This is a genomic window from Novosphingobium sp. BF6, from assembly GCF_058273105.1.
Genome location: NZ_CM177776.1, coordinates 439,634 through 462,366 on the forward strand (window position 1 = coordinate 439,634; position 22,733 = coordinate 462,366).

The 22,733-nt window shown below is 65.0% G+C and carries 21 protein-coding genes; 6 read left to right on the forward strand and 15 right to left on the reverse strand.

Features of this window, described 5'->3' with window-relative positions; translation table 11 throughout:
• Positions 1-23 precede the first annotated feature (23 nt).
• The 12 genes from AC4D6D_RS17340 to AC4D6D_RS17395 form a co-directional block, all read right to left on the reverse strand.
• The gene (locus AC4D6D_RS17340; RefSeq protein ID WP_491328308.1) at positions 24-650 is read right to left on the reverse strand and encodes a YqiJ family protein; all 627 of its coding nucleotides are present in this window, start codon (positions 648-650) and stop codon (positions 24-26) included.
• Positions 643-1,386, reverse strand: a complete 744-nt coding sequence (locus AC4D6D_RS17345) for a hypothetical protein (protein ID WP_491328309.1) — start codon at positions 1,384-1,386, stop codon at positions 643-645. The genes AC4D6D_RS17340 and AC4D6D_RS17345 overlap by 8 nt, the downstream gene beginning before the upstream one ends.
• Positions 1,387-1,404: 18 nt before the next feature.
• On the reverse strand, positions 1,405-2,622 hold the full coding sequence (locus tag AC4D6D_RS17350) for a toxic anion resistance protein (protein WP_491328310.1): 1,218 nt from the start codon (positions 2,620-2,622) through the stop codon (positions 1,405-1,407).
• A 93-nt stretch (positions 2,623-2,715) separates the two neighbouring features.
• Positions 2,716-3,552 carry a formate dehydrogenase accessory sulfurtransferase FdhD gene (fdhD, locus tag AC4D6D_RS17355; protein WP_491328311.1) on the reverse strand — a complete coding sequence of 279 codons (837 nt, stop codon included), beginning with the start codon at positions 3,550-3,552 and terminating at the stop codon, positions 2,716-2,718.
• A gap of 46 nt (positions 3,553-3,598) precedes the next feature.
• A complete protein-coding gene (locus tag AC4D6D_RS17360; RefSeq protein ID WP_491328312.1) occupies positions 3,599-4,504 on the reverse strand; it encodes a formate/nitrite transporter family protein in 906 nt (301 codons plus the stop codon).
• A 50-nt stretch (positions 4,505-4,554) separates the two neighbouring features.
• A complete protein-coding gene (locus AC4D6D_RS17365) occupies positions 4,555-5,544 on the reverse strand; it encodes an aldo/keto reductase (RefSeq protein WP_491328313.1) in 990 nt (329 codons plus the stop codon).
• Positions 5,544-6,500, reverse strand: a complete 957-nt coding sequence (locus tag AC4D6D_RS17370) for a Gfo/Idh/MocA family oxidoreductase (protein ID WP_395327689.1) — start codon at positions 6,498-6,500, stop codon at positions 5,544-5,546. Before AC4D6D_RS17370 ends, AC4D6D_RS17365 begins: the two co-directional genes overlap by 1 nt.
• A 69-nt stretch (positions 6,501-6,569) precedes the next feature.
• Positions 6,570-7,469, reverse strand: a complete 900-nt coding sequence (locus tag AC4D6D_RS17375) for a class III extradiol dioxygenase subunit beta (protein WP_491328314.1) — start codon at positions 7,467-7,469, stop codon at positions 6,570-6,572.
• Position 7,470: 1 nt separating this feature from the next.
• A complete protein-coding gene (ligA, locus tag AC4D6D_RS17380; protein ID WP_491328315.1) occupies positions 7,471-7,908 on the reverse strand; it encodes a protocatechuate 4,5-dioxygenase subunit alpha in 438 nt (145 codons plus the stop codon).
• Positions 7,905-8,930, reverse strand: a complete 1,026-nt coding sequence (locus tag AC4D6D_RS17385) for an amidohydrolase family protein (protein ID WP_491328316.1) — start codon at positions 8,928-8,930, stop codon at positions 7,905-7,907. Before AC4D6D_RS17385 ends, ligA begins: the two co-directional genes overlap by 4 nt.
• 2 nt (positions 8,931-8,932) lie before the next feature.
• Entirely contained in the window at positions 8,933-9,796 is an 864-nt protein-coding gene (locus AC4D6D_RS17390; RefSeq protein ID WP_491328317.1) for an NAD(P)-dependent oxidoreductase, read from the reverse strand.
• A 171-nt stretch (positions 9,797-9,967) separates the two neighbouring features.
• Positions 9,968-11,122 (reverse strand): LysR substrate-binding domain-containing protein, encoded by a 1,155-nt coding sequence (locus AC4D6D_RS17395; protein ID WP_491328318.1) that lies wholly within the window; start codon positions 11,120-11,122, stop codon positions 9,968-9,970.
• Positions 11,123-11,223: 101 nt separating this feature from the next.
• Between AC4D6D_RS17395 and AC4D6D_RS17400 the strand changes: the two genes are divergently transcribed.
• From AC4D6D_RS17400 to AC4D6D_RS17410, 3 genes are all read left to right on the forward strand, one after another.
• A complete protein-coding gene (locus tag AC4D6D_RS17400; RefSeq protein WP_491328319.1) occupies positions 11,224-12,297 on the forward strand; it encodes a 4-oxalomesaconate tautomerase in 1,074 nt (357 codons plus the stop codon).
• Between the two features lie 116 nt (positions 12,298-12,413).
• Complete coding sequence (locus AC4D6D_RS17405; protein ID WP_491328320.1) at positions 12,414-12,923, forward strand: c-type cytochrome; 510 nt, start codon at positions 12,414-12,416, stop codon at positions 12,921-12,923.
• The gene (locus tag AC4D6D_RS17410) at positions 12,920-13,591 is read left to right on the forward strand and encodes a cytochrome b/b6 domain-containing protein (protein ID WP_491328321.1); all 672 of its coding nucleotides are present in this window, start codon (positions 12,920-12,922) and stop codon (positions 13,589-13,591) included. The genes AC4D6D_RS17405 and AC4D6D_RS17410 overlap by 4 nt, the downstream gene beginning before the upstream one ends.
• A gap of 62 nt (positions 13,592-13,653) precedes the next feature.
• Here AC4D6D_RS17410 and AC4D6D_RS17415 read toward each other — a convergent pair whose 3' ends face one another.
• From AC4D6D_RS17415 to AC4D6D_RS17425, 3 genes are all read right to left on the reverse strand, one after another.
• Positions 13,654-15,444: an acyl-CoA dehydrogenase C-terminal domain-containing protein gene (locus tag AC4D6D_RS17415; RefSeq protein ID WP_491328322.1), complete on the reverse strand. Its 1,791-nt coding sequence runs from the start codon at positions 15,442-15,444 to the stop codon at positions 13,654-13,656.
• 69 nt (positions 15,445-15,513) lie between these two features.
• Positions 15,514-17,844 carry a 3-hydroxyacyl-CoA dehydrogenase/enoyl-CoA hydratase family protein gene (locus AC4D6D_RS17420; RefSeq protein WP_491328323.1) on the reverse strand — a complete coding sequence of 777 codons (2,331 nt, stop codon included), beginning with the start codon at positions 17,842-17,844 and terminating at the stop codon, positions 15,514-15,516.
• A complete protein-coding gene (locus tag AC4D6D_RS17425) occupies positions 17,841-18,977 on the reverse strand; it encodes a thiolase family protein (RefSeq protein WP_491328324.1) in 1,137 nt (378 codons plus the stop codon). The genes AC4D6D_RS17420 and AC4D6D_RS17425 overlap by 4 nt, the downstream gene beginning before the upstream one ends.
• Positions 18,978-19,164: 187 nt before the next feature.
• Here AC4D6D_RS17425 and AC4D6D_RS17430 point away from each other — a divergent pair, with 187 nt between their 5' ends.
• From AC4D6D_RS17430 to AC4D6D_RS17440, 3 genes are read left to right on the forward strand one after another with little or no spacing between them, the layout of a single operon-like run.
• Positions 19,165-19,611 carry a DUF2147 domain-containing protein gene (locus AC4D6D_RS17430; RefSeq protein ID WP_491328325.1) on the forward strand — a complete coding sequence of 149 codons (447 nt, stop codon included), beginning with the start codon at positions 19,165-19,167 and terminating at the stop codon, positions 19,609-19,611.
• 58 nt (positions 19,612-19,669) lie between these two features.
• Positions 19,670-20,968 carry an OmpP1/FadL family transporter gene (locus tag AC4D6D_RS17435; RefSeq protein WP_491328326.1) on the forward strand — a complete coding sequence of 433 codons (1,299 nt, stop codon included), beginning with the start codon at positions 19,670-19,672 and terminating at the stop codon, positions 20,966-20,968.
• A complete protein-coding gene (locus tag AC4D6D_RS17440) occupies positions 20,968-22,677 on the forward strand; it encodes a long-chain-fatty-acid--CoA ligase (protein ID WP_491328327.1) in 1,710 nt (569 codons plus the stop codon). The genes AC4D6D_RS17435 and AC4D6D_RS17440 overlap by 1 nt, the downstream gene beginning before the upstream one ends.
• Positions 22,678-22,733: the final 56 nt, after the last annotated feature.

Below are 22,733 nucleotides of genomic sequence, written 5' to 3' on the forward strand. Positions count from 1 at the left end.
TCACGAGTCACGTGGCCCGCATCTCAATCGAGACGCGGCAGATAGTGATCGCCGCGCGCGATGGCCTTGAACATATCGCCCTCGCGCCTGACCAGCAGGACCTTTTCACCCTGCACGAAGCGCTGATCGGTCATATCCGGCTCGACCATGACATTGTGCGCCTGTCCGTAATGGTCGAACACCCGCCCCCGCGCCGGATTGCCCGTCGTGGCGGTGCCGACGAGGATTTCCGCCTCGCGCCCCACCAGCATCGACACGTCGATGGCCGTCGTCTCGTCCTGCGGGATGATCCACCCCAGCCCGCGCGACAAGGCTCCGGTGATCGGCAACGCGGCAAGGCCGACGGTAGGCGCGACCAGCCATGCGCTCCAGGTATGCCCCGTCAGCGCCAGCAGCAGTTCCTGCGCGGAGATGCCCACCAGCCCGAACACGGTCAGCAGCACCATCAGCCACATCAGGAACGGCACCCGGCCGATGCCCAACACCGACAGCAGGCCCGCGTCGATACCGCCATGTCCGTCGACATCGACATCCGCATCACCGCCAAGGAAGTCCCCCGCGCCGACGATCTGCAGCAGCGCAAACATCAGCATCAGCGCCAGCGCGACCGAGAACGGCAGGCTTCCCGCGCGGGTCAGCAGTTCAAGCATCGTCGCGGGAATCGATGTACTTGGCTTCGAGGAAGCGCCCGCGCGTGGCCAGCGCGTCAAGGTCTCCCCGCGAAAGGTCGAGGCTCATCGCCTCGATTTGCCCTGCGATCACCCCCAGCCCTTCGACCAGTTGCTCGGACGGGGTGGCGCCGCCCGCGTGGGGCTTGTTGCGCAGTTCCGCCGGAATGCGGGTGTAGCTGTCCACCAGCGAGGGCAGATGCTCCGACAGCAGCTTGCGCACTTCATAAGCGGCGGGACCGTTTTCCTGAAGCGAGGCCAATTGCGGGGCGATCTGTTCGAGACGGACGCCGATCATGTCCACCGCGTCCACAGCAGCGCTGGGCAGTGCGCGGCGACGGCTTTCAAGCCAGATTTCGGTCGTTCCCGCCAGTTCCGGCAGGGTCGAACTGCCAAGGTCCCCGACGCCCAGGCGCGGGCTCGAGGGGTAGATGGAGAGCACGCAGAACACCACGAAAGCCAGCAGCGTCGTCAGCACCGTAGTCACGAAGGACAGCCCGCCGAGGATCAACCCCGCCGTCAGCGCGACGATGAAAATGCCGGCCACGGCCAGAAACGCCCGCCGGATGCGACGCCAGCGGAACGCCCAGCGTTCCTTGCGCGCGTTGTAGAGCCGTGCGGCCCGCTGGCGGCGAGCAGCACGGATGATTTCCTGGTTCATGGCATTGCGCGTCGAGACGGCGCGCGAGCCAAGACCTTTCGAAGTTGGTTCGGACATCGTGCTAATCTATCAGGCTCAGTCCAGCGCCTCCAGCAGAGCCTTTCCGGCCTTGGTATCGCCCAGTGCGGCAGCGCCTTCGGCCTGCCCCTGCGCGCGGGCGATATAGGCCTTGGACTTGGTAACCTCGCCCTCCAGCGACTGCAGCGTCTGCTTCATCGAATCGAGCGCCTGCATCTTGAAGGTGTCGATCGAATCCATCGTGTCGTAGATGTTCTGGAAGGCGCGGCTGAGGGTTTCCAGCGGAATCGTGGAGTTCGCCGCCTGCTCGTGAATGCGGGCGGTATTGTCCTTGAGCATCTGGCCGGTGCCGTCGATGATCCGCGCTGTGGTGGTGTTGAGCGCGGTGATCTGGTCCAGCACCAGCTTCTGGTTGGCCATCGCCTGCGCCACCGTGACCGCCGTGCGCAGCGCGCCGACCGTGGTGGTGGAGGCGCGATCGACGCCCTTGATCAGTTCGACGTTGTTCTTCTTGACCAGATCGAGCGCGAGGTAGCCCTGCACCGAAACCGCCATCTGCGTCAGCAGGTCCTGCGTGCGCTGGCGCACGTAGAACAGCGCAGATTCGCGCACGGCCTTGGCCTTGGCGGGGTCGGTATGATCGAGGTCGTTGGCCTTCTGCTCCAGCGTCTCGTCCAGCGCCTTCGACATGAAGATCATCTGTTCGAGCTTGCCCATGGCCGCCCAGAGGTTCTGGCGCTCCACGTCGATCGAGGCATTGTCCATCAGCAGTTCGTCCTTGCCGCCCTGCAGGCGGGCGAGGATCGCGCTGATATGGCCCTGCGCGCTCTGGTAGCCGTCGAAATAATTGCGCAGCTTGTTGCCCATCGGGATGATCCCGAAGATCTTGCGGCGCGACAGCAGATCGCCCTTGGTGGAGGGGTCAAGGTCTTCCACGGTGCGGCGCAGTTCGGCAAGGTCGGCGCCGACGCCGGCGTCCTTGTCCATCGCCCGCACCGGGCGGTCGAGGAAGCGGTTGGACTGGCCCGAAGCCTCCGAGATTTCCTTGCGGCCCATGCTGGTGATCTGGTCGACGCGGCGGCCGAATTCGGGCGAGTTCACGTCCTGAGAGACGAGATCCTCGACGAATTCGTCGACGCGCACTTGCAGCTTGGACTTCTGCTCGTCACCCACCGGCACGAGGCCGGCCGCCTTCTCGGGCTGGACCACCGGCACGGGATCGGGGGGCGTCAGCTTCAACTCGCCTGCTGTTGCCTGATCGGTCATGGTGGCCATCGAAGAAAATCCCCGTCCTTCAAGAAGTGGTGTCTTAGCCTGCAAATCTAGGTTTGCCGGAGAATACTGCAAGCGAAACAGGATCGCATCGCTTTACGGTTCGACGAGCGCAGTGGCACTTTCGTCGTTCTCCTGGCGGCCTGCCGCCATGAGCATCGTATCGTCCCGCGCCACGAAGCAGAGCCTGAGACCCACCGCCCGCGCCCGGCAGACGGCAAGGTCGGTCGGAGCCGAGATCGCCACCAGCAAGGGGCAACCGGCGCGCGCCGTCTTCTCGACCAATTCGTAGGAACAGCGGGAGGTGACGATGATGAAGCCCTGCCCCGGATCGATTTCCGCACGGGCGAGCGCGCCGACCAGCTTGTCGAGCGCGTTGTGTCGCCCCACGTCCTCGCGCACCGTCAGCAATTGCCCCGCTTCGTTGCAAAAAGCCGCTGCATGGGTGGCGCGGGTCTCGCGGCCGAGCTTCTGCGCCGCCCGCAAGGCATCGAGGCCGCGACGGATCGCCTGCGGGGTGGCCGCGCTGTCGCGGACCAGCGCGGGCAAGGGCCGCAATGCCGCTTCCACGCCCTCGATACCGCAGATGCCGCAGGAACTGTCCCCAACGCGGCGGCGCGCCCGCTCGACGATCGCGCCGAGGCGTTCGGGCGGCAGGTTCACGCGGGCGACGTAGCCGGTGCCCCAATCGCCGTTCTCGACCCGGTGCACCGCCACTTCACCGACTTCATGCGCCGCAGCGAGGCCCTCGGCCATGAGGAAGCCGCTCACGAAGTCCTCGATATCGATGGGAGTCGCCATCATCACGGCATAGGCGATGCCGTTGGTCTCGATGGCGATGGGCGCCTCCACCGGAATGACGAAAGCCTCCTCCCCGCCGGTATCGGAGCCATAGGCATTGCGCCGGACCGTGATCGTCTCTGAACCGTTCATCCTGCCGCTCTAGCCTTCATCTCGGGCAAGGTCACCCATCCGGCCGTCAAATCTCGGCCTTGATCTGAGCGAAGGCGAGGAGCGCGAAAAGGCCGGTGCCGCCGATCACGTTGCCCACCAGCGTCGGCGCCAGATGCAGCGCAAAGGCATCGAGGACCGGCATCTCGCCGTGAAGCACGAGGAGGAACATTTCGGTCGATCCGGCGACGACATGGGCGAAGCCGCCCGCTGCGATCAGCCACGCGAACAGGCCGACGACGAATATCTCGAAACCCTTGGAACTGGGCAGCATCCACACGAATGCGGCGATGAAGAACCCCGCCGGAATGCCGTCCAGCAGCGCGACGCCGCCGCTGGTCTGCGCGGCCTTGCGCGACACATCGAGCATTCCGGCCAGCGTGGGATGAGCGGGCTCGGCGAAGATGTCGATCAGCAGCGCGGTCAGGAATGTGCCAAGGAGGTTGGCCGCCAGCACGATCGACCAGAGCCTTGCCGTACGCCAGAGCCGCTCCGCATTGGGGCCGGCGAGCAGCGGCAACACCGCCGTCAGCGTGTTCTCGGTGAAGAGTTGCAGCCGTGATAGCACCACCAGCACGAAACCCATGGCATAGCCGAACGCGGAAATGAGTTCGCGCTGGGGATGGTCCGCGAATGACTGGTGGAGCAGGCCCTGCGCGAAGACCGAGGTGGAAATGCCGATGCCGGCGGCGATGCCGGACCACCAGAGCGACATGGCGGGGCGGTGAAGTTCCTCCTCGCCCTCGCGCCGGATCACCGAAAAGACGGTGATTGCCGAAAGCCGCAGATTGTCCTTGATCTGGCCCCGTTCGTGGCCGGTCAGACCGGATTCGTCCCGCTCGATCTCGCGGTCGGATTTCCGGCGCTCCGGATCCTCGTGCGAGAGGTCGCGGTCGTCGTCGGTTTCCGGGGCGGTCGTGGCGGCATCGTCCATGCCGTCAGAACCGTCCCGGAGCAGCTATGTTCCGTCAGGAAGGTGGCCGGTCAGGCGTAGTCCTCGGTATCGATGGTGGGCTTGATGGTGTCCGGGTAGCGATGGCCGGCGATGGTCTGCTGGTTCATCAGTTCGCCTGCCTTCTCCAGAACGGCCGCATCGATTTCCAGCGCGGCGGCCGCATGATTCTGGTCGAAGTGCGGGATCGAGCGGGTCCCCGGAATGGCATGGACATGCTCGTCCTGCGCAAGGACCCAAGCCAGCGCCAGCTGCGCCGGGGTCGCCTGCACGGATGCGGCCAGCGCGTTGAATGCCTCGATCAGCGCGAGGTTGTGCGTCCAGTTATCGCCCACGAAGCGCGGGAAATTGCGGCGCAGGTCCTTCTCGGTGAGAGTGCCCACATCGGTCAGCTCACCGCCCAGCGCCCCGCGCGCGACCGGTGAGAAGGCGACGAGCGCGATCCCGAGGTCTCGCGTGGCGTCCAGCACGCCGAGTTCGACATTGCGCGTCCAGAGCGAATATTCGGTCTGCACCGCCGCCACCGGATGGACCGCATGGGCCTCGCGGATATGCGCGGCAGACCATTCGGACACGCCATAGGCGCCGATCTTGCCTGCCTCGATCGCGCGCACCATGGCGCCCACCGAGTCGGCAATCGGCACTTTCGGATCGAAGCGGTGCATGTAGAACAGATCGATGTGATCGGTGCCGAGCCGCTTCAGGCTGGCATCGAGCGAAGCGGTGATGCTGTCCGGCGCACAGTCGATCCCGCGGCGGGCGCCGTCGATCAGGATGCCGGTCTTGGAGGCCAGCAGGAATTCGTCCCGCCGGTCCATGATCGCTTCGTTCAGGATCTCTTCGCTGAGACCCATGCCATAGATGTTGGCGGTGTCGAAGTGATCGCAGCCCGCATCCAGGGCGTGGCGGAAGAGCGCGACCGCCTCCTCGCGAGACGGCGGATTGCCGTAGGCCCAGGCCACATTCATGCAGCCGAGACCGACGGAGTGGACCGGACGGCCCGCGAGGAGGCGTTTCGTCATCAGGACCAGCCGTCCTGCGCTTCGAGGCTCTGCGCCAGCTCGCCGATCACGCGGTAGCAATCGAGCACCTTGCCGACCGACGAGTTGGGCTCACGCCCTTCGCGGATGGCGGCGACGAATTCGCGGTCCTGCAGCTCGATACCGTTGTTCGACACGGTGACGCCGGTGAGGTCGATCGGCTCTTCACGGCCGTTCACCAGATCGTCGTACCGCGCGATGTAGGTCTCGCTATCGCCGATGTAGCGGAAGAAGGTGCCGAGCGGGCCGTTGTTGTTGAACGAGAGCGAGAGCGTGCAGATCGCGCCGGTCTCAGCCTTGAGCTGGATCGACATGTCCATGGCGATGCCCAGTTCCGGGTGCTTCGGACCCTGCAGCACGTTGGCGGCGACGATCTTGCCCGACTGATAGGCGAAGAGGTCGATCGTGTGCGCGGCGTGGTGCCACAGCAGGTGATCCGTCCACGAGCGCGGCTGGCCCTTGGCGTTCATGTTCTTGCGGCGGAAGAAGTAGGTCTGCACGTCCATCTGCTGGACGTTGAACTCACCCGCCGTGATCTTGTTGTGCACGTACTGGTGCGAAGGATTGAAGCGGCGGGTGTGGCCGACCATGCAGACCAGGCCCGTTTCCTGCTGCTTCGCCACCACGGCTTCGGCATCGGCCCAGGTGTCCGACAGCGGAATCTCGACCTGAACGTGCTTGCCCGCGTTCATGCAGGCGATGGCCTGTTCGGCATGCATCTGCGTGGGGGTGCAGAGGATCACGGCATCGACGTCGGGCATGGCCAGAACTTCTGCCAGATCGGTGCCGGAGTGCGGCGCGCCGTACTTGGCGGCGACTTCGGCAGCCTGCTCGGCCGAGCGGCTGATGACCGAGGCGATCTCTACGCCGTCGATGTTCTTGAGGCCGTCGAGGTGCTTTTCACCGAAAGCGCCGGCGCCTACGAGGGCAATACGCATGGGAATCTCCTTGGGTGTCTGTCAAAGACAAAGGGCGTGCCGGCGTCAACCACCGGCACGCGGAATCGATCAGATGATCTGTTCTTGAGTGGCCGCGCCTTCGACGGTGGCCGAGGGCGGCACGTCGCCGTTCACCGGCTCCAGCACGATATGGCCGACCGCCGTGTTGCTGGCGGGCACGTGGTAGAAGCGCAGCAGCTCGCGGGTTTCCTTGCCCAGCGCACCGCGCATGATCAGCCACATGACCATCTCGATGCCCTCGCTGCCGGTTTCGCGCAGGTATTCGATATGCGGAATGCACCGCAGTTCCTGCGTATCGCCCGAAAGCTTGTCGAGGAACATGTTGTCCCACTCGGCATTGATCAGGCCCGCGCGCGGGCCCTGAAGCTGGTGGCTCATGCCGCCGGTGCCCCAGACCTGGACGTTGAGGTCTTCCGGGAAGCTTTCCACGGCGCGCGCGATCGCCTCGCCCAGCGCCCAGCAGCGGTTGCCCGACGGCGGCGGATACGTGACGACGTTGACCGCCAGCGGGATCACCTTGACCGGCCACTTTGCCGGCTTGCCGAACACCATCGACAGCGGAACGGTAAGGCCGTGATCGACATCCATCTCGTTGATGATGGTCATGTCGAACTCGTCGAGGATCAGGCTCTGCGCGATGTGCCAGGCAAGGTCCGGATGGCCTTCCACGTCGGGCACTTCACGCGGACCCCAGCCCTCGTCCGCCGGCTTGTAGCTTTCGCCGCAGCCGATCGCGAAAGTCGGGATGATCTTCATGTCGAAGGCCGAGGCGTGGTCGTTGTAGACCAGGATCACGACGTCCGGCAGGTTCTCCGCTTCCCACTTCTGGGTGGGCGCGAAGCCTTCCTGGATCGGCTTCCAGTAGGGATCTTCCCATTTGTCGAAGTCCGACGCGACGCCGAGCGCCGGGATATGGCTACAGGCGATGCCGTGCGTAATGCGGGCCATCTTAGCGGTGCTCCTTGATGGAGCGCTGGCCCTCGGGCGAGCGGCCCCCGGCGATCATCATCGCCTGATAGTCTTCCAGTTTCATGCCGGTCATCGTCGAGACGGCCTGAAGGAAGCTCAGACCGTCGGTCGAGAAGACCTTGGCGAGGAAATAGATGTTGCCGCCCAGATCGAGCAGGCGGTTGTAGTCGCGGGCGAGCACGCCCTGCTTCTGGTCCTCGGTCATCGGCCATTCGTCGAGATAGGCGCGCTCGTCCGCCTTCCAGCGCTCGCGGTTTTCCGCCTTCATCAGGCTCATCGCGAACTGGTTCAGGTGATACCCCTGACGCGCACGCTGCGCGGTGTAGACGCGCGTACCCGGAATATCGTCGAACTCACCGAGATAGGCGTGGATGTCGATCGGACCGCCCGCGTTCTCGCAAGGATTCTTGTTCGTCACAGGCCACGTTCCTTGAGCTTGGCGTCAAGGCGCGGGAAGACCTTGCGCACGTTGCCTTCGAAGATCGCGTGGCGCTCCTCATCGGAGATGTCGAGCGCATCGACATAGCGCTTGGTGTCGTCGAAGTAGAAGCCGGTCTGCGGGTCGATCCCGCGCACCGCGCCGACCATTTCGGAGCCGAACAGGATGTTCTTGTTGTCGATCACGTCGGCCAGCAGGTTCACGCCCGGCTGGTGGTAGACGCAAGTGTCGAAGAACACGTTGTTCATGATGTATTCGTCGAGCGAAGGCTTCTTCAGCATGTCCGCCAGACCGCGATAACGGCCCCAGTGGTACGGCACCGCGCCGCCGCCGTGCGGGATGATGAAGCGCAGCTTGGGGAACTTCGCGAAGAGGTCGCCCTGCATCAGCTGCATGAAGGCCACGGTGTCCGCCGCGATGTAGAAGCCGCCGGTGGCATGCATCGCCGGGTTGCACGAACCCGAAACGTGGATCATCGCCGGAACGTCCAGCTCGCTCATCGCCTCGTAGATCGGGAACCAGTATTCGTCGGTCAGCGGCGGATGCTCGAAGTGGCCGCCGCCCGGATCGGGGTTGAGGTTGCAGCCGATGAAGCCCAGTTCCTCGACGCAGCGGCGCAGTTCCTTCACCGAGGCGGTAAGATCCGCCTTGGGGCTCTGCGGCAGCATGCACACGCCCACGAACGTCTCGGGGAACATGTTCACCACGCGGGCGATAAGATTGTTGCAGTGGACTGCCCATGCCTCGGACATGGCCTGATCGCCGACGTGGTGCGCCATGGCGCTGGCGCGCGGGCTGAACACGGTAAGGTCGGCGCCGCGCTCCTTGATGAGGCGAAGCTGGTTGTCCTCGATGGTCTGGCGGATCTCGGCGTCCGAGATTTCCGGATAGGGCGGCGCGGCTTCGCCGGCCTTGAACGCGGCGATCTGCGCCTCGCGCCAGGCGTCATGCGCCTTGGGCAGGACGGTATAATGTCCGTGACAGTCGATGATGAGCGACATGCTCAATTCTCTCCCTTGAGTACGCCCGCCGCGACGGCTGCCGCAAGCTTGGCTTCGAATCCTTCGGGCGGCGGCGCAATGCCCAGCGCACCCAGCGCCTGCTGCCAGGCGACGGTATTTTCGGTCATGAGCGGCGGAATGCCCAGCGAACGCAGCATTTCCGCAGCCTCGTCCATCTCGGCGGCGCGGCGGCGGCCGTGGACCAGCATACGGTCGAGATTGTAGTCCGCGCGGCTTGCCCAGGGAATGGTCTTCTCGCTGGCGTCGAGCGAGGACAACACTTCGTCCGCCACGCCTTCGGCATGGGCCGCCATCATCATCTCGGCGGTCAGCGCCTCAAGCCCCTTGACCATGACCGAACGCACCAGCTTGATCGCCGAGGCCCGGCCGACATCGGCACCCACCGTGCGGACATTGGTGAAGCCCACCGCCGTCAGCGCCGCTTCGGCCTCCGTGGCATCGGGGCCGGAGACCAGCAGCGGAACCTTCATCCGCGCCGGGTTCACCGGGGCGAGCACGGCGACATCGACGTAACGCCCCCTGCCGGTGGCAATGGCCTTGGCCGCCGCCCGCTTGGTGCCGGGCGCCACCGAATTCATGTCGCAGAACAGCGCGCCCTCGCCCAAGAGCGGCGCGACGGCCTCCGCCACCAGCGGCGCGGCATCTGCGGTAACGAGCGAGAGCACCAGCGAGGCACCGGAAAGGGCCTGCTCCGCGCTGTCGCAAACGGTGATGCCGAGTTCGGTCATGACGTCACGGCGTTCGGGAAGGATGTCGAAGGCACGAGCCTGTCCGGCCCAGTCCCCAGCTCCCGCAAACGTCGATCCGGCCTCTCCGAACCCGATAAGGGCAATAGACCTGTTCATATTGCCAGTCTGCCCCGATTGCCCGAAATCGGCCAATTGGAACCGCCCGGAAGCTATAAGCTTCGCGTAATGAGCGGATCGATCACTTCCCGCCAGACATCCGCCGTCCCGAACGTGTTTCAGGATGGAGAAACACACGAGAAAGCCGTTTAGACGCCCGTCAAGGCGCAATTATCGAGAAACCTCCCCCGCAGCCCATTCGAGGTCGGCGAAGAATTCGCTCTGCACTTCGGTCGGGCGCAGCGAAGCGCGGGTCGTCATGCCGATATGGCGGGTAAATTCCGCTGGCAGCCGCGACAGTTCGGATAGCCATCCCGCCTCGACTTCGACCGTAACCTGATCGGGCGACAGCACAGTGAGAAAATCGCCGCCCATCATCACCTGCCGGATCATCATGACCGAACCCGATTCGACCGGCACTTCCGGAAGCGGCACATCGTGGGAAAGAAAATAGCGCTCGAAACTGTCGCGCAGCGGCGTACCGCGCGGCGGCAAAGTGAACGGGTAGCGCGCCACGTCGGCAGCGCCGGGACCCGTACCTTCCAGCGGATGCCCCTTGCGGCCATAGACCGCCGGACGATCCTCGAAGAGGGGGTGCTGGATCAGGTCGCCTTCCACCAGCGGCTCGCGCAAGGCGCCGACCATGAGGTCGAGCGTGCCGTTGCGCAGCGGCTCGACCAGCTCCGCACGCGATCCCTCGACGATCGTAAGCTTCACTTTGGGCCGCCGCGACAGGAACCGTGCCACGGCAGCAGGGAGGATGCGCGCGCGGGAGAGCGGCATGGCGCCGATGGCGATGCGCCGGGTCTCCAGCCCGCGCAGCGCTTCGACCTCGGAAAGCCCCGCCTCCAGTTCGACTTTCGCAAGGCGGAACTCGCGGGCGAGCTGTCCCCCCGCCTCGGTGGTGATGACGAACTTGCCCTGCCGCGCCACCAGCGGACGGCGCAGCGCCAGCGCCAGATCGTTGACCGCGCGGTGGATCGAGGGGAGCGACAACCCGGTCTCCTGCCCCGCTCCGGCATAGCTGCCCGTCTCGGCCAGCGCGAGCAGTGCGCGCAGGCGCGACATGGTGACGTGCGGGCTCTGGATATGAGCGAGCGCCGCGCGGATGCGGGGTGCCAGGATCTCTCCGGCACGCGTGGGGATCATGCCATCATGGCGCCGCTCGAACAGCGGAAGGCCGATCATCGCCTCAAGGCGACCCAACGCCTGTGTTATCGCAGGCTGACTGAGGTTTACGGCCAGAGCCGCCGCGTTCACCGTCCCCAGTTCGGCGATCTTGGCGACCGCGCGCAAGTGCCGGAGGTTGAAATTCCAGATGTCCATGGAATCACTCTTAGCCAAATCCTATGGCAGTTCCAAAGTTTCTCTTTCCCCCTTTGCAGGCGCTGCGCCAGGACGAACGGTGCGGGAAAAGGAGAATTGCAATGAGTGCCACCGACGCGAACCAGAACGGCGTACGCTGCATGTGGATGCGCGGCGGCACTTCCAAGGGCGGCTATTTCCTCAAAGACGACCTTCCAGCCGATACCGCCGCGCGCGATGCCTTCCTGCTTTCCATCATGGGCTCTCCCGATCCGCGCCAGATCGACGGCATGGGCGGCGCCGACCCGCTGACCAGCAAGGTCGCGGTCGTAGCCAAGTCCGAGCGTGAGGGCATCGATGTCGACTACCTGTTCCTTCAGGTCTTCGTCGACCAGGCGCTCGTCAGCGACCAGCAGAACTGCGGCAATATCCTGGCCGGGATCGGCCCCTTCGCCATCGAGCGCGGGCTGATCGCGGCCAAGGGCGACGAAACCCCGGTGGCCATCTTCATGGAAAACACCGGCCAGGTCGCCGTCGCCACCGTACAGACGCCGGGCGGAACGGTCTCCTACAAGGGCGAGGCCGCGATCGACGGCGTCCCCGGCACCCATGCCCCGATCCCGCTGGAATTCCGCGACACCGCCGGTTCCTCCTGCGGTTCGCTGCTGCCCAGCGGCAACCCGGTTGACGAAGTGAACGGCGTGCGCGTGACCCTGATCGACAACGGCATGCCCTGCGTCGTCATGAAGGCCGAGGACGTCGGCGTCACCGGCTACGAGGACCGCGAAAGCCTGGATGCCAACACCGAACTCAAGGCGAAGATCGAGGCCATCCGCCTCGCTGTGGGCGAGCGGATGAACCTGGGCGACGTCAAGGACAAGTCGGTTCCCAAGATGATGCTCGTCGCCCCGCCCCGTAACGGCGGCGCGGTGACCGTGCGCAGCTTCATTCCCCACCGCGCCCATGCCACGATCGGCGTGCTCGGCGCGGTCTCGGTGGCAACGGCCTGCCTGATCGAAGGCTCGCCCGCCGCCGAAGTCGCCCAAATCCCCGAGGGTCGCCGCAAGACGCTGTCGGTCGAACATCCGACCGGCGAGATGTCTTGTGTCCTCGACACGGACGAGGGCGGCGCCGTCAAGAGCGCCGCCCTCCTTCGCACCGCGCGCAAGCTGATGGACGGGTTGGTTTTCGGGTAAGCATCAAAAACCATTCGCTGCATGGCAACAACAGCGGTTATCAAGCGCTTGGGAACAAGGCCGACGGGCAAAATGGACGGCCTCCCGCTCGCAAGATAACTGCCAGGAGCAGCGACATGGCATTGAAGACCATCCTGACGACCACCCTGACCGCCATCGCCCTCGCCGCCGCCATGAGCGGCTGCAAGGGCTCCGAACCCGCCGCAACGGCCACGAACGCCTCTGGCGAGACAGTGGACGTTGCCGGGACGATCGAAGCACGCAAGGCCAATTTCAAGGCGATCGGCAAGGCGAACAAGGCCGCCAAATCGGCGCTGGAAGCGGGAACGCCCGACTTCGCCGCCGTTGCTGCGGCGGCAACCTCGATCCAGACCGACGCCGGGAAGATCCCCGGCCTCTTCCCCAAGGGCAGCGGCAAGGAATCGGGCGAGAAGACCGAGGCGCTCCCCGCGATCTGGGAAAAGCCCGCCGAGTTCAAGACCGCCGCCGACAAGCTCGCCACCGCCGCCGGTGCGCTGAAGACGGCCGCCGATGCCAAGGACGCCAAAGCCGCGACCGCAGCGATGGGCGAGATCGGCGGCGCCTGCAAGGGTTGCCACGACACTTTCCGCGAGAAGAAGCAGTGAATTCCCGGCCGGGTGCGGAAATCGTCCGCACCCCGTTGTGGGACTGGCCGGTCCGCGTGATCCACTGGAGCTTCGCGGCGCTGATCCCGGCGCTCTGGTGGACGGCCGAAAACGGCGAGATGGGCTGGCACACCAGCATCGGCACGGTGCTGATGCAATTGCTGGTGATCCGCGTGCTCTGGGGTTTCGTGGGCGGTTCGACCGCGCGGTTCTCGTCCTTCGTGCGGGGACCGGGCGCAGTCTTCGCGCATTTGCGGTCGCCTGGCGAGGAACCCTCGGTCGGCCACAATCCGGCAGGCGGCTGGAGCGTAGTCGCGCTACTCGGCCTGATGGCGCTGCAAATCGCCCTCGGGCTTGTCGCGGGCGATCCGGACGACGGCACCACCGGGCCGCTCAACCACCTCGTCTCCTCGACGACGGCCGGTCGCGCGACGGACCTGCACGGCGTGGTGTTCTACCTGATCCTTGCGATGATCGCGCTGCACCTTGCGGCGATCGTCTACTACCGTGTCATCAAGCGAGAGAACCTGATCGCACCGATGATTACCGGATCGAAGCCGCTTCCGGTCAGCGCAGACGGTTTGGTAAAGGCGCCGGTCTGGCGGCTGATCGCCTGCGTCGTCGTGGCATGGCTGGTGGGCTGGGCGGTATGGGCCGGGGCAGCCTGATACGAGAACGGGGGCAGGCGCCCGGCACCCGCCCCCGTCCATCAAGCGTCTGAAGCAGGGCTTCAGAACATGTCGACGTCCAGCGCCATCATCGAGGCCTTGCCCGACTTGATCGCCAGGAACGCAGCAGTCGCCTGCGGCAGCAGACGGTCGAAGAAGAACCGCGCGGTGCCGATCTTGGCGGTGTAGAACGCCGCGTCCTCGGCGCCTTCGTCCAGCTTGGCCTTGGCGATCAGCGCCGCCTTGGCAAAGGTGTAGCCCATGGCGACAAGACCCAGCAGGCGCAGATAGTCGGTCGCGGCTGCGCCAGCTTCTTCTGGATCCTTCATGCCCTTCTGGGCAATCGTGCCGGTCGAAAGCTGGAGCGCGCCGAAGGCCTTTTCCAGCCCCTCGATCATCTTGCCGAAAGTCTCGTCCGCCTTGTTCGCCTCGATGAAGTCCGAGACGGGGTGGAAGAACGAGCGCAGGTAACGACCGGCATGCGCGGGCATCTTGCGGCCGACAAGGTCGAGCGCCTGAATGCCGTTGGTGCCTTCGTAGATCATGGCGATGCGGGCATCGCGCACGAACTGTTCCACGCCGCTTTCGGCGATGTAGCCGTGGCCACCGTAGACCTGCACGGCCAGGTTCGCGCTTTCATAACCGCAGTCGGTGAAGAGCGCCTTCACCACCGGGGTCATCAGCGCGATGAAGTCTTCCGCGCGGGCCTTCACGGCCGGATCGGTCGCATGCTTTTCGGCATCGAGCGCGCGGCTGACCCAGGCGCCGACAGCGCGGCTGCCTTCGTTATAAGCACGCGCGGTCATGAGCATGCGGCGCACGTCGGGGTGGACGATGATCGGATCGGCCGGCCCCTTGGGGTTCTTCACGCCCGAAAGCGAGCGGCCCTGCACGCGCTCCTTGGCGTACCACACGGCGGACTGATAGGCGGCTTCACCCACGCCAAGGCCCTGGATGCCCACCGAAACGCGTTCGGTGTTCATCATCTTGAACATGGCTTCCATGCCCTTGTTCGCGGTGCCGACCAGCCAGCCGACCGAATCGTCGAAATTGAGCTGGCAGGTGGCGGAGGCCTTGAGGCCCATCTTGTGCTCGATCGCAGCCACCGAAACGCCGTTGGACGGGCCGGGCGTGCCGTCTTCCTTGGGCAGGTACTTCGGCACCAGGAACAGGCTGATGCCCTTCACACCTTCCGGCGCATCGGGAAGCCGCGCGAGGACGAGGTGGATGATGTTCTCGGTCAGGTCGTGCTCGCCCGCCGAAATGAAGATCTTGGCGCCGGAGATCTTGTAGCTGTCATCGCCTTGAGGCACCGCCTTGGTGCGCAGCATGCCGAGGTCGGTGCCGCAATGCGGTTCGGTAAGGCACATCGTGCCGGACCAGGTGCCCTCGACCATCTTGGGCAGGTAGGCCTGCTTCAGCGCGTCGCTGGCATAGCCCTCGATCGCGGTGGTCGCGCCGTGGGTGAGGCCGGGATAGAGGCTGAAGGACAGGTTCGAGGAGCAGATCATCTCCTCGGTCAGCTTGTTCAGCGCTTCGGGCAGGCCCTGACCGCCCCATTCGGGATCGGACGCCAGCGCGCACCAGCCGCCTTCGCGGAACATGTCGTAGGCTTCCTTGAAGCCCTTTGGGGTGCGGACCACGCCGTTTTCCAGCGTGCACCCCTCGATGTCGCCGCTGCGGTTCAGCGGCAGCAGGACTTCCTGCGCCACCTTGGCAGCCTCTTCCAGCACCGCGTCGACAAGGTCGGGGGTGAATTCGGCCAGGGCTTCGAGATTGCCGAAGCCGTCATCGGTGTGGAGTTCGTGGAGCACGAACTTCATGTCGCGCAGGGGCGCTTCGTAGACTTGCATGTCACTCTCCTCGCGCGCCGCGCCGGATCACCGACGGGCGCGCATTCATACCTTATCAGTTACGTAACATCAGTTCCGCAGGGGCTTGCCGGTTTCGAGCATGTGCTCGACGCGGGCGACCGAGCGGTCGTCGCGCAGACGGCCCATGAAGGCATCGCGTTCCAGCTTGAGCAGTTCGCCCTCGCTCACCGTGTCGACGAGATCGAACTCGTCGCCGCCTGTCAGCACATCGGCCAGCACGCCGGAGACGACCACGTCGTAGTCGGTCGCCATGCCGCGCTTGTGGAAGCCTTCCACCGCAAGGCCAAGCGCGGTGCGGCCACCGGCACCCGGCAGCTTGAACTCGGGCGCTTCGGGCGGGGTGTAGCCTTCGACCAGCGACAGCGCCTTCTGCTTGGCGTCGTAGAGCAGGCGATCACGGTTCATCGAGATGCCGTCATCCTTGCGCAGGATCATCATCTCGCGCGCCTGCTGGGCAGACTTGGAGACTTGCGCGGTCGAGACCATCTCGAACACCTTGGCTACCGCCGGCATCGGCCCCTTGGGCATACCCGGAGCATTGCGCCAGCGGTCGATCATCTCGCCATTGCCGCCCCAGCCCGGAACGAGGCCGACGCCGCATTCCACAAGGCCGCAGTAGAGTTCGGCATGGGCCTGAATCGCGTCGCAGTGGAGCAGGATCTCACAGCCGCCGCCCAGCGCCATGCCGGCGGGCGCGCCGACGACGGGGAACGGAGCGTACTTCAGGCCCTTGTAGGCGAGCTGGCCACCGGCAACGAGCTTCTCGATCTCACCCCAAGCTGCGATGTTCACCGCGAAGAGTGCGAGGCCAAGGTTGGCACCGGCCGAGAAGGTATCGGCATCATTGTAGACGACGAGCGCCTTGTACTGCGCCGCCACCAGCGGGATGGCCTGCCCGATCAGCTTCATGACTTCGCCGTCGAGCGCGTTCATCTTGCCGGTGAATTCGAGGCAGACGACGCCGTCGCCAATGTCCCAGAGCGCCGCCGAGGCGTTCTTGAGGATCGGCTTGGACGAAAGCTTCACGTCGGCAAGGCGCATCACGCCTTCGGGGCGGACGATGTCGCGATATTCGCCATCAAGGCCGAGGAACTGGCGCTTGCCGTTCTCGATCCGGTAGAACGTGCGGTCTCCCGCCACGGTCAGGATTTCCGGCACGGCCTTGCCTTCGGCGGCCAGGCGTTCGGCAAGGTACTTGGCGCCCAGCTTGTCGATCATCTCGAACGGGCCGGCCTTCCAGTTGTAGCCCAGCTTCATCGCATCATCGACGGCAACCACGTCATCGGCAGCCGACGGCACGAGGCTGGCGGCATAGGCCAGCGTGGCACCAAGCACGGCCCAAGCGTAGGCGCCAATGTCGCCCTTGCTTTCGACCAGTGCCTTGAGGTCGCCCTTGGCAGCGGCGCCGCGCGGGCCCTGTGCGGTGAGGGTCGGACGGTATTCGCCGGTCTGGAGGTCGATGGTTTCCTTGCGGCGACCAGCTTCCTTGTTGAGGCGGTAGAAACCGCCCTTGCCCTTGCGGCCGGTGTAGCCCTCACCGATCATCTTGTTGATCAGCGGAATGTCGCGGGCGATGCCGTGATAGAGGTCGCCAGCCGGCAGCGTCGAGGTGAGGCTGGCCTGCAAGTGCGGCATCAGATCGATGCCGACCAGATCGACAAGGCCGAAGATGCCGGTCTTGGGCACGCCCATCGGCTTACCGGCAATGGCGTCGGCCAGTTCGACGGTGATCCCCATGTCGAACGCGGCGTTTAGGCCAAGCTGGATCCAGTAGGTGCCGATACGGTTGGCGATGAAGCCCGGCGTATCCTTGGCGGTGACCACCGTCTTGCCCAGCGAAATGTCGGCGAACTGCTCGACCTTGGCGGCAACGGCCCCGTCGGTCGCCGGACCGGTGACGATCTCCAGCAGGCGCATATAGCGCGGCGGGTTGAAGAAGTGCGTGATCAGGAAGTCGCGCTTGAACGCGTCCGAACGCCCCTCGACCAGATTGGCGAGCGGGATCGTCGAAGTGTTCGACGAAACGGCGGTGCCGTCGCGCTTCACCGCTTCCAGCTTGGCGTAGAGGCCCTGCTTGATGTCCAGACGCTCTATCACCGCCTCGATCACCCAGTCGCACTCGGCGACCTTGTCGAGGTGGTCTTCGATGTTGCCGGTCTCGACCAGCTTGGCGGCCGACTTGCTCATGAACGGCGCAGGCTCAGTCTTGAGCATCTTCGCCACTGCGCCTTCGGCCACCACGTTACGATTGGTGGCGTCCTTGGGCACGATGTCGAGCAGCAGCACCGGCACGCCGGCATTGGCGACCTGAGCGGCGATCCCGGCACCCATGGTACCGGCGCCGATCACGCAGACCTTTTTAATGGTGTTGTCGCTCATTCCACCGACTCCAGGATCGTCGCGATGCCCTGACCGCCGCCGATGCACTGGCTGGCGAGCGCATACTTGCCGCCTTCGCGCTTCAGCAGCGAGGCCGCCTTGCCGACGATGCGCGCGCCGGTGGCGCCCAGCGGGTGACCGATGGCGATCGCGCCGCCGTCGATATTCACCTTGGCCACATCGAGGCCGAGGTCCTTGATGCAGGCCAGCGCCTGCGAAGCGAAGGCTTCGTTCAGTTCCACCACGTCGAGATCGCCGGCAGCGATGCCTGCGCGCTCAAGCGCCTTCTGGCTGGAAAGGATCGGGCCAAGGCCCATGGTTTCCGGCGCGCAGCCCGAAATCGCCACCGACTTGATGCGGGCGAGGATCGGCAACCCGTGGGCGCGGGCATATTCCTCGGTGGTGACGAGTACGGCGCTGGCGCCATCGGTCAGCGGCGAGGAGGTGCCGGCGGTAACCGAACCGGCCGCGTCGAACGCGGGCTTCAGGCCGGCAAGGCCCTCCGCGGTGGTTTCGCCGCGGATGGTGCCGTCTTCGCTCACGAGGCCGGCCTTGGTCTGGATCGGCACGATCTCGTCGGTCAGCTTGCCGGCGTCACGGGCGGCCGAGGCTTTCTGCTGGCTGGAGACGGCAAGCGCTTCCTGGTCGGCGCGCGAAATCTGGTAATTGGTGGCGACGTTCTCGGCGGTTTCGCCCATCGACATGTAGGCGGCGCTGCGCTTGGCCAATTCCGGGTTCGGCAGCGGGTTGAAGCCCATCATCGGCACGCGGCTCATCGATTCGACGCCCGCGCAGACGAAGACTTCCCCCGCGCCGATGGCGATCTGGCCCATGGCGTAGTGGATCGAACTCATCGAGGAGCCGCAGAAACGGTTCACGGTCATGCCGCCAACCGAGATCGGCAGGTCCGCCAGCAGGCCGACGAGGCGCGCGATATTGAAGCCCTGCTCGCCTTCCGGGAACGCACAGCCGACGACGACGTCTTCGATATCGGCCGCTTCGACGCCGGTCTTGGTGATGAGGCCGCGAATCACTTGCGCGGCAAGATCGTCGGGACGGACGCGGGCAAGAGCACCCTTGTTCGCCAGATGGAAGGGCGAGCGGGCATAACCCGCGATCACGACACTTTGCATGCACTCTCTCCGTGGGCGGACGCGCCTTGGGCTTTTCCCGAAGCTGCGTCGTCGTCTTCCCTAAGGGTGCAATTCTTTCCCTATACGTCAAGCAATTTTTGGGTTACGAGAATTCAGCATCCCACCTAAGGGCCCCGTCCCGCCGGTGAGAAGATGTCCGATTGGAGAGACGATGGAGAGGTCGCTCATGAAAAATTGGAAACGCATGGGGTTGGCAATGGTTGCCGGTGCAGCACCCTTGTTCCTTGGCCTGAATCCGGCCTTTGCGGCGGGCAATGACGCAGTCGTCGGCAAATGGCGCACGCCTTCGAAGCACGGTGTCGTCGAACTCAGCCGCTGCGGCGAATCGCTGTGCGGACGGCTCGTCGATTCGGACGGTCTCAAGGCCAATCCCGACCTGCGCGATGCGAACAACAAGGACACCACCAAGCGCACCCGCAAGATTAAAGGTTTGCAAATTGTCGGCGGTTTCAAGGCCAAAGGGAACGAATGGGTCGAAGGACAGATCTACAACCCTGAGGACGGCGGCACCTACAAGGCGACGATAACGCCTGCCGGGGCCGACAGCCTCAAACTCAAGGGGTGCATCGTCTGGCCCTTGTGCAAGACCCAGACCTGGACGCGCATCCCCTGAGGCGCACCGGGAAGACGACAAAGGTTCAGGGCATAAGAGACTTAGGGAGTTCAAGGATATGAAACGCAATTCGGGCCGCATTCTTCTCGCGGGCACCGCATCGGCCATCGTGCTCGGCTTCGCCGGTTCGGCTCATGCCCAGGCCTTCTATCTTCAGGAACAGTCTGTACGCGCGCAAGGACGCGCTTTCTCGGGCGAAGCCGCCGATACCGGCGTCGATTCGCTCTGGTGGAACCCGGCTGCGATCGGCGGCCTCGAAGGCGGACAGGCCTCGATCCACGCCAGCGTCATCATCCCGCGCGGCAAAGTCGTCGACGACGGCACCGTGATCCTCCGCCCTGGCCAGGCTCCGGCTCCGGTCGGCGGCAACGGCGTTGCCAGGAATCCGATCAACAAGGGCGTCCTGCCCTCCGGCTCGATCGCCTACGGTACCGGCAAGTTCGCATTCGGCCTGACCGTCACCTCGCCCTATTCCTTCACCACCAACTACAGTTCCGACAGCTGGGCGCGCTATTCGGCCGACAAGACCAAGCTGCGCACCATCGACATCCAACCGAGCGTCGCTTTCCAGCCCTTCGAGGGCTTCTATGTCGGCGCCGCCGCCAATGTGGAATACGTCGATGCCGCTCTCGGCAATTACCTGCCAAACCTCTCGCCGCTGCTGGCCGACGGCCATCAGAACCTCAAGGGTAACGGCTGGGATGTGGGCTGGTCGGTCGGTGCCCAGTATCACAACGGCCCGGCCTCGATCGGCGTTGCCTACAAGTCGGCCGTGAAGCACAAGCTCAAGGGCACGCTGACCGTCGACGGCCTGCTCGGCCCGCTCGCCGCGCAGAACCGCACGCTCGACGCCACCGCCGAATTCACCACGCCGTGGCAGGCGATCATGTCGGGCCGCATCAAGGCGACCAAGCAGCTGACGCTGAACGCCCAGGTCGTGGCCTATGGCTGGAGCAAGTTCGACACGATCGACCTCGGCGCCCCGATCAACCAGTCGATCCCCGAGAACTACAAGGACGGCTTCTCCTACGCCTTCGGTATCGACTACGACGTCAACCCGAAGTGGACGGTACGCAGCGGTATCCAATACGGCGAGACCCCGACCCAGAACGGCGACCGCGACGCCCGCGTGCCGGACAGCAACCGCTGGAACTTCTCGGCCGGCACCACCTACAACATGAGCGAGAAGATCGCGATCGACGCGGCCGCCTCGTACATCACCTTCAAGGACACCACGATCGACCGCGTGACCGCCGCCTACGCAGGCACCGCCGCACAAACGCCGATCCTCACCGACGGCCGTCTGACCGACGCTTCGGCGCTGGTGTTCTCGCTCGGCGCGCGGGTAGCCTTCTGATGGGCGCCGCGGCGACGATCGGCGGTCACTCCGCCCCGGAAACCTCCTCCCAACACCCGGAAGAGATGCCGCCGATCGCGCCGCGGTTGCTCACCGACCTGCTCGACCATGCCGTGGAAGCCCACGGCGTCTGGCCGGCGATCGACTTCATGGGCCGCAAGTGGACCTACAGGGAGATCGGCGAGCTGTCCCGCCGTGCGGCGCGGGGGTTCCAGGACCTCGGCGTCAAGCGGGGGACGCGGGTGGGCCTGTGCCTCCCCAACACGCCCTATTACGTGATCTGCTACTTCGCGATCCTGCGCATCGGCGGAATCGTGGTGAATTTCAATCCGCTCTACACCGAGCGTGAGATGGCGCATCTGGTCGACGATTCGGGCGCCGAATTCATGGTCGCTTCCGATCTGGCGCTCTCGCTGCCCAAGATCGAGCCGCTGGTTGGGAAGGGCTCGCTGCGCCGCGTGGTGGTCTGCCCGATCGCCGACGCCCTGCCCAAACTCAAGGGCCGCGCCTATCGCCTGCTCAAGCGCAAGGACATCGCGCACGAGCCGCACGACTTGCGCTTCCTGCGCTATGCCGACCTGATCGCCCGCGACGCCGATCCCGATCCGGTCGAGCGCTCGCCGTCGGACCTCGCGGTGCTGCAATATACCGGCGGCACCACCGGCGTGCCCAAAGGCGCGATGCTCAGCCATGCCAACCTCGCCGCGAATTCGGCGCAGATGATCGCCCATGTCGGCCACATGCCCGAACAGCAGGAGCGCACCCTCGGCGTGCTGCCGCTGTTCCATGTCTTCGCGCTGACCACCGTGCTGAACTATTCGGTGGATACTGCCGCCGAGATGATCCTGCTGCCGCGCTTCGAGATGAAGTCGTTCCTGGCCACCGCCAAGCGCACGAAGCCGACGCAGTTCTTCGGCGTGCCGACGCTTTATACCGCGCTCAACAACAAGGACCTGCACGGAGAGTTCGACCACGTGCGCGTCTGCATCTCGGGAGGCGCGCCGCTGCCGCTGGAAGTGCGCCAGAAGTTCGAGCAACGCACCGGCGTCAAGGTGGTCGAGGGCTACGGCCTGTCCGAAGCCTCGCCGATCATCGCCTGCAATCCGCTGGAAGGCGAAGTGAAGAGCAATTCCTGCGGCCCCGCCTTCCCCGGCACGGTGCTGGAGATCCGCGACCCCGACAATCCCCACAAGGTCATGGCCCAGGGCGAGCGCGGCGAAGTCTGCGCGCGCGGCCCCCAAGTCATGTCCGGCTACTGGAACCGCCCGGAGGAATCCGAAAAGACCTTCATCTACGGCGCCTTGCGCACCGGAGACGTTGGCTATCTCGACGAGGACGGCTATCTGTTCCTGGTGGACAGGATCAAGGACATGATCCTGTGCGGGGGGTACAACGTCTATCCGCGCACGATCGAGGATGCGCTCTATGAGCATCCGATGGTCCACGAAGCGATCGTGATCGGTGTGCCTGACGCCTATCGCGGGCAGGCCCCCAAGGCCTTCGTGGCGCTGCATCCGGGGGACGTTCTGGACGAAGATACATTGATGGCCTTCCTCAAGGAGCGGCTCAACAAGATCGAAATGCCGAGCAAGATCGAATTCCGCGACAGCCTGCCCAAGACGCTGGTCGGCAAGCTCTCCAAGAAGGAGCTGGTCGAGGAAGAAGCCGCGCGCCGCGCTGCGCCGCAGCCTCAGGGACAGGCCGAGTGAGCGGCACGGGCGCAGCTCTGACTCCCAACGAGACGGGTGCGGCATCACCCCCTCCC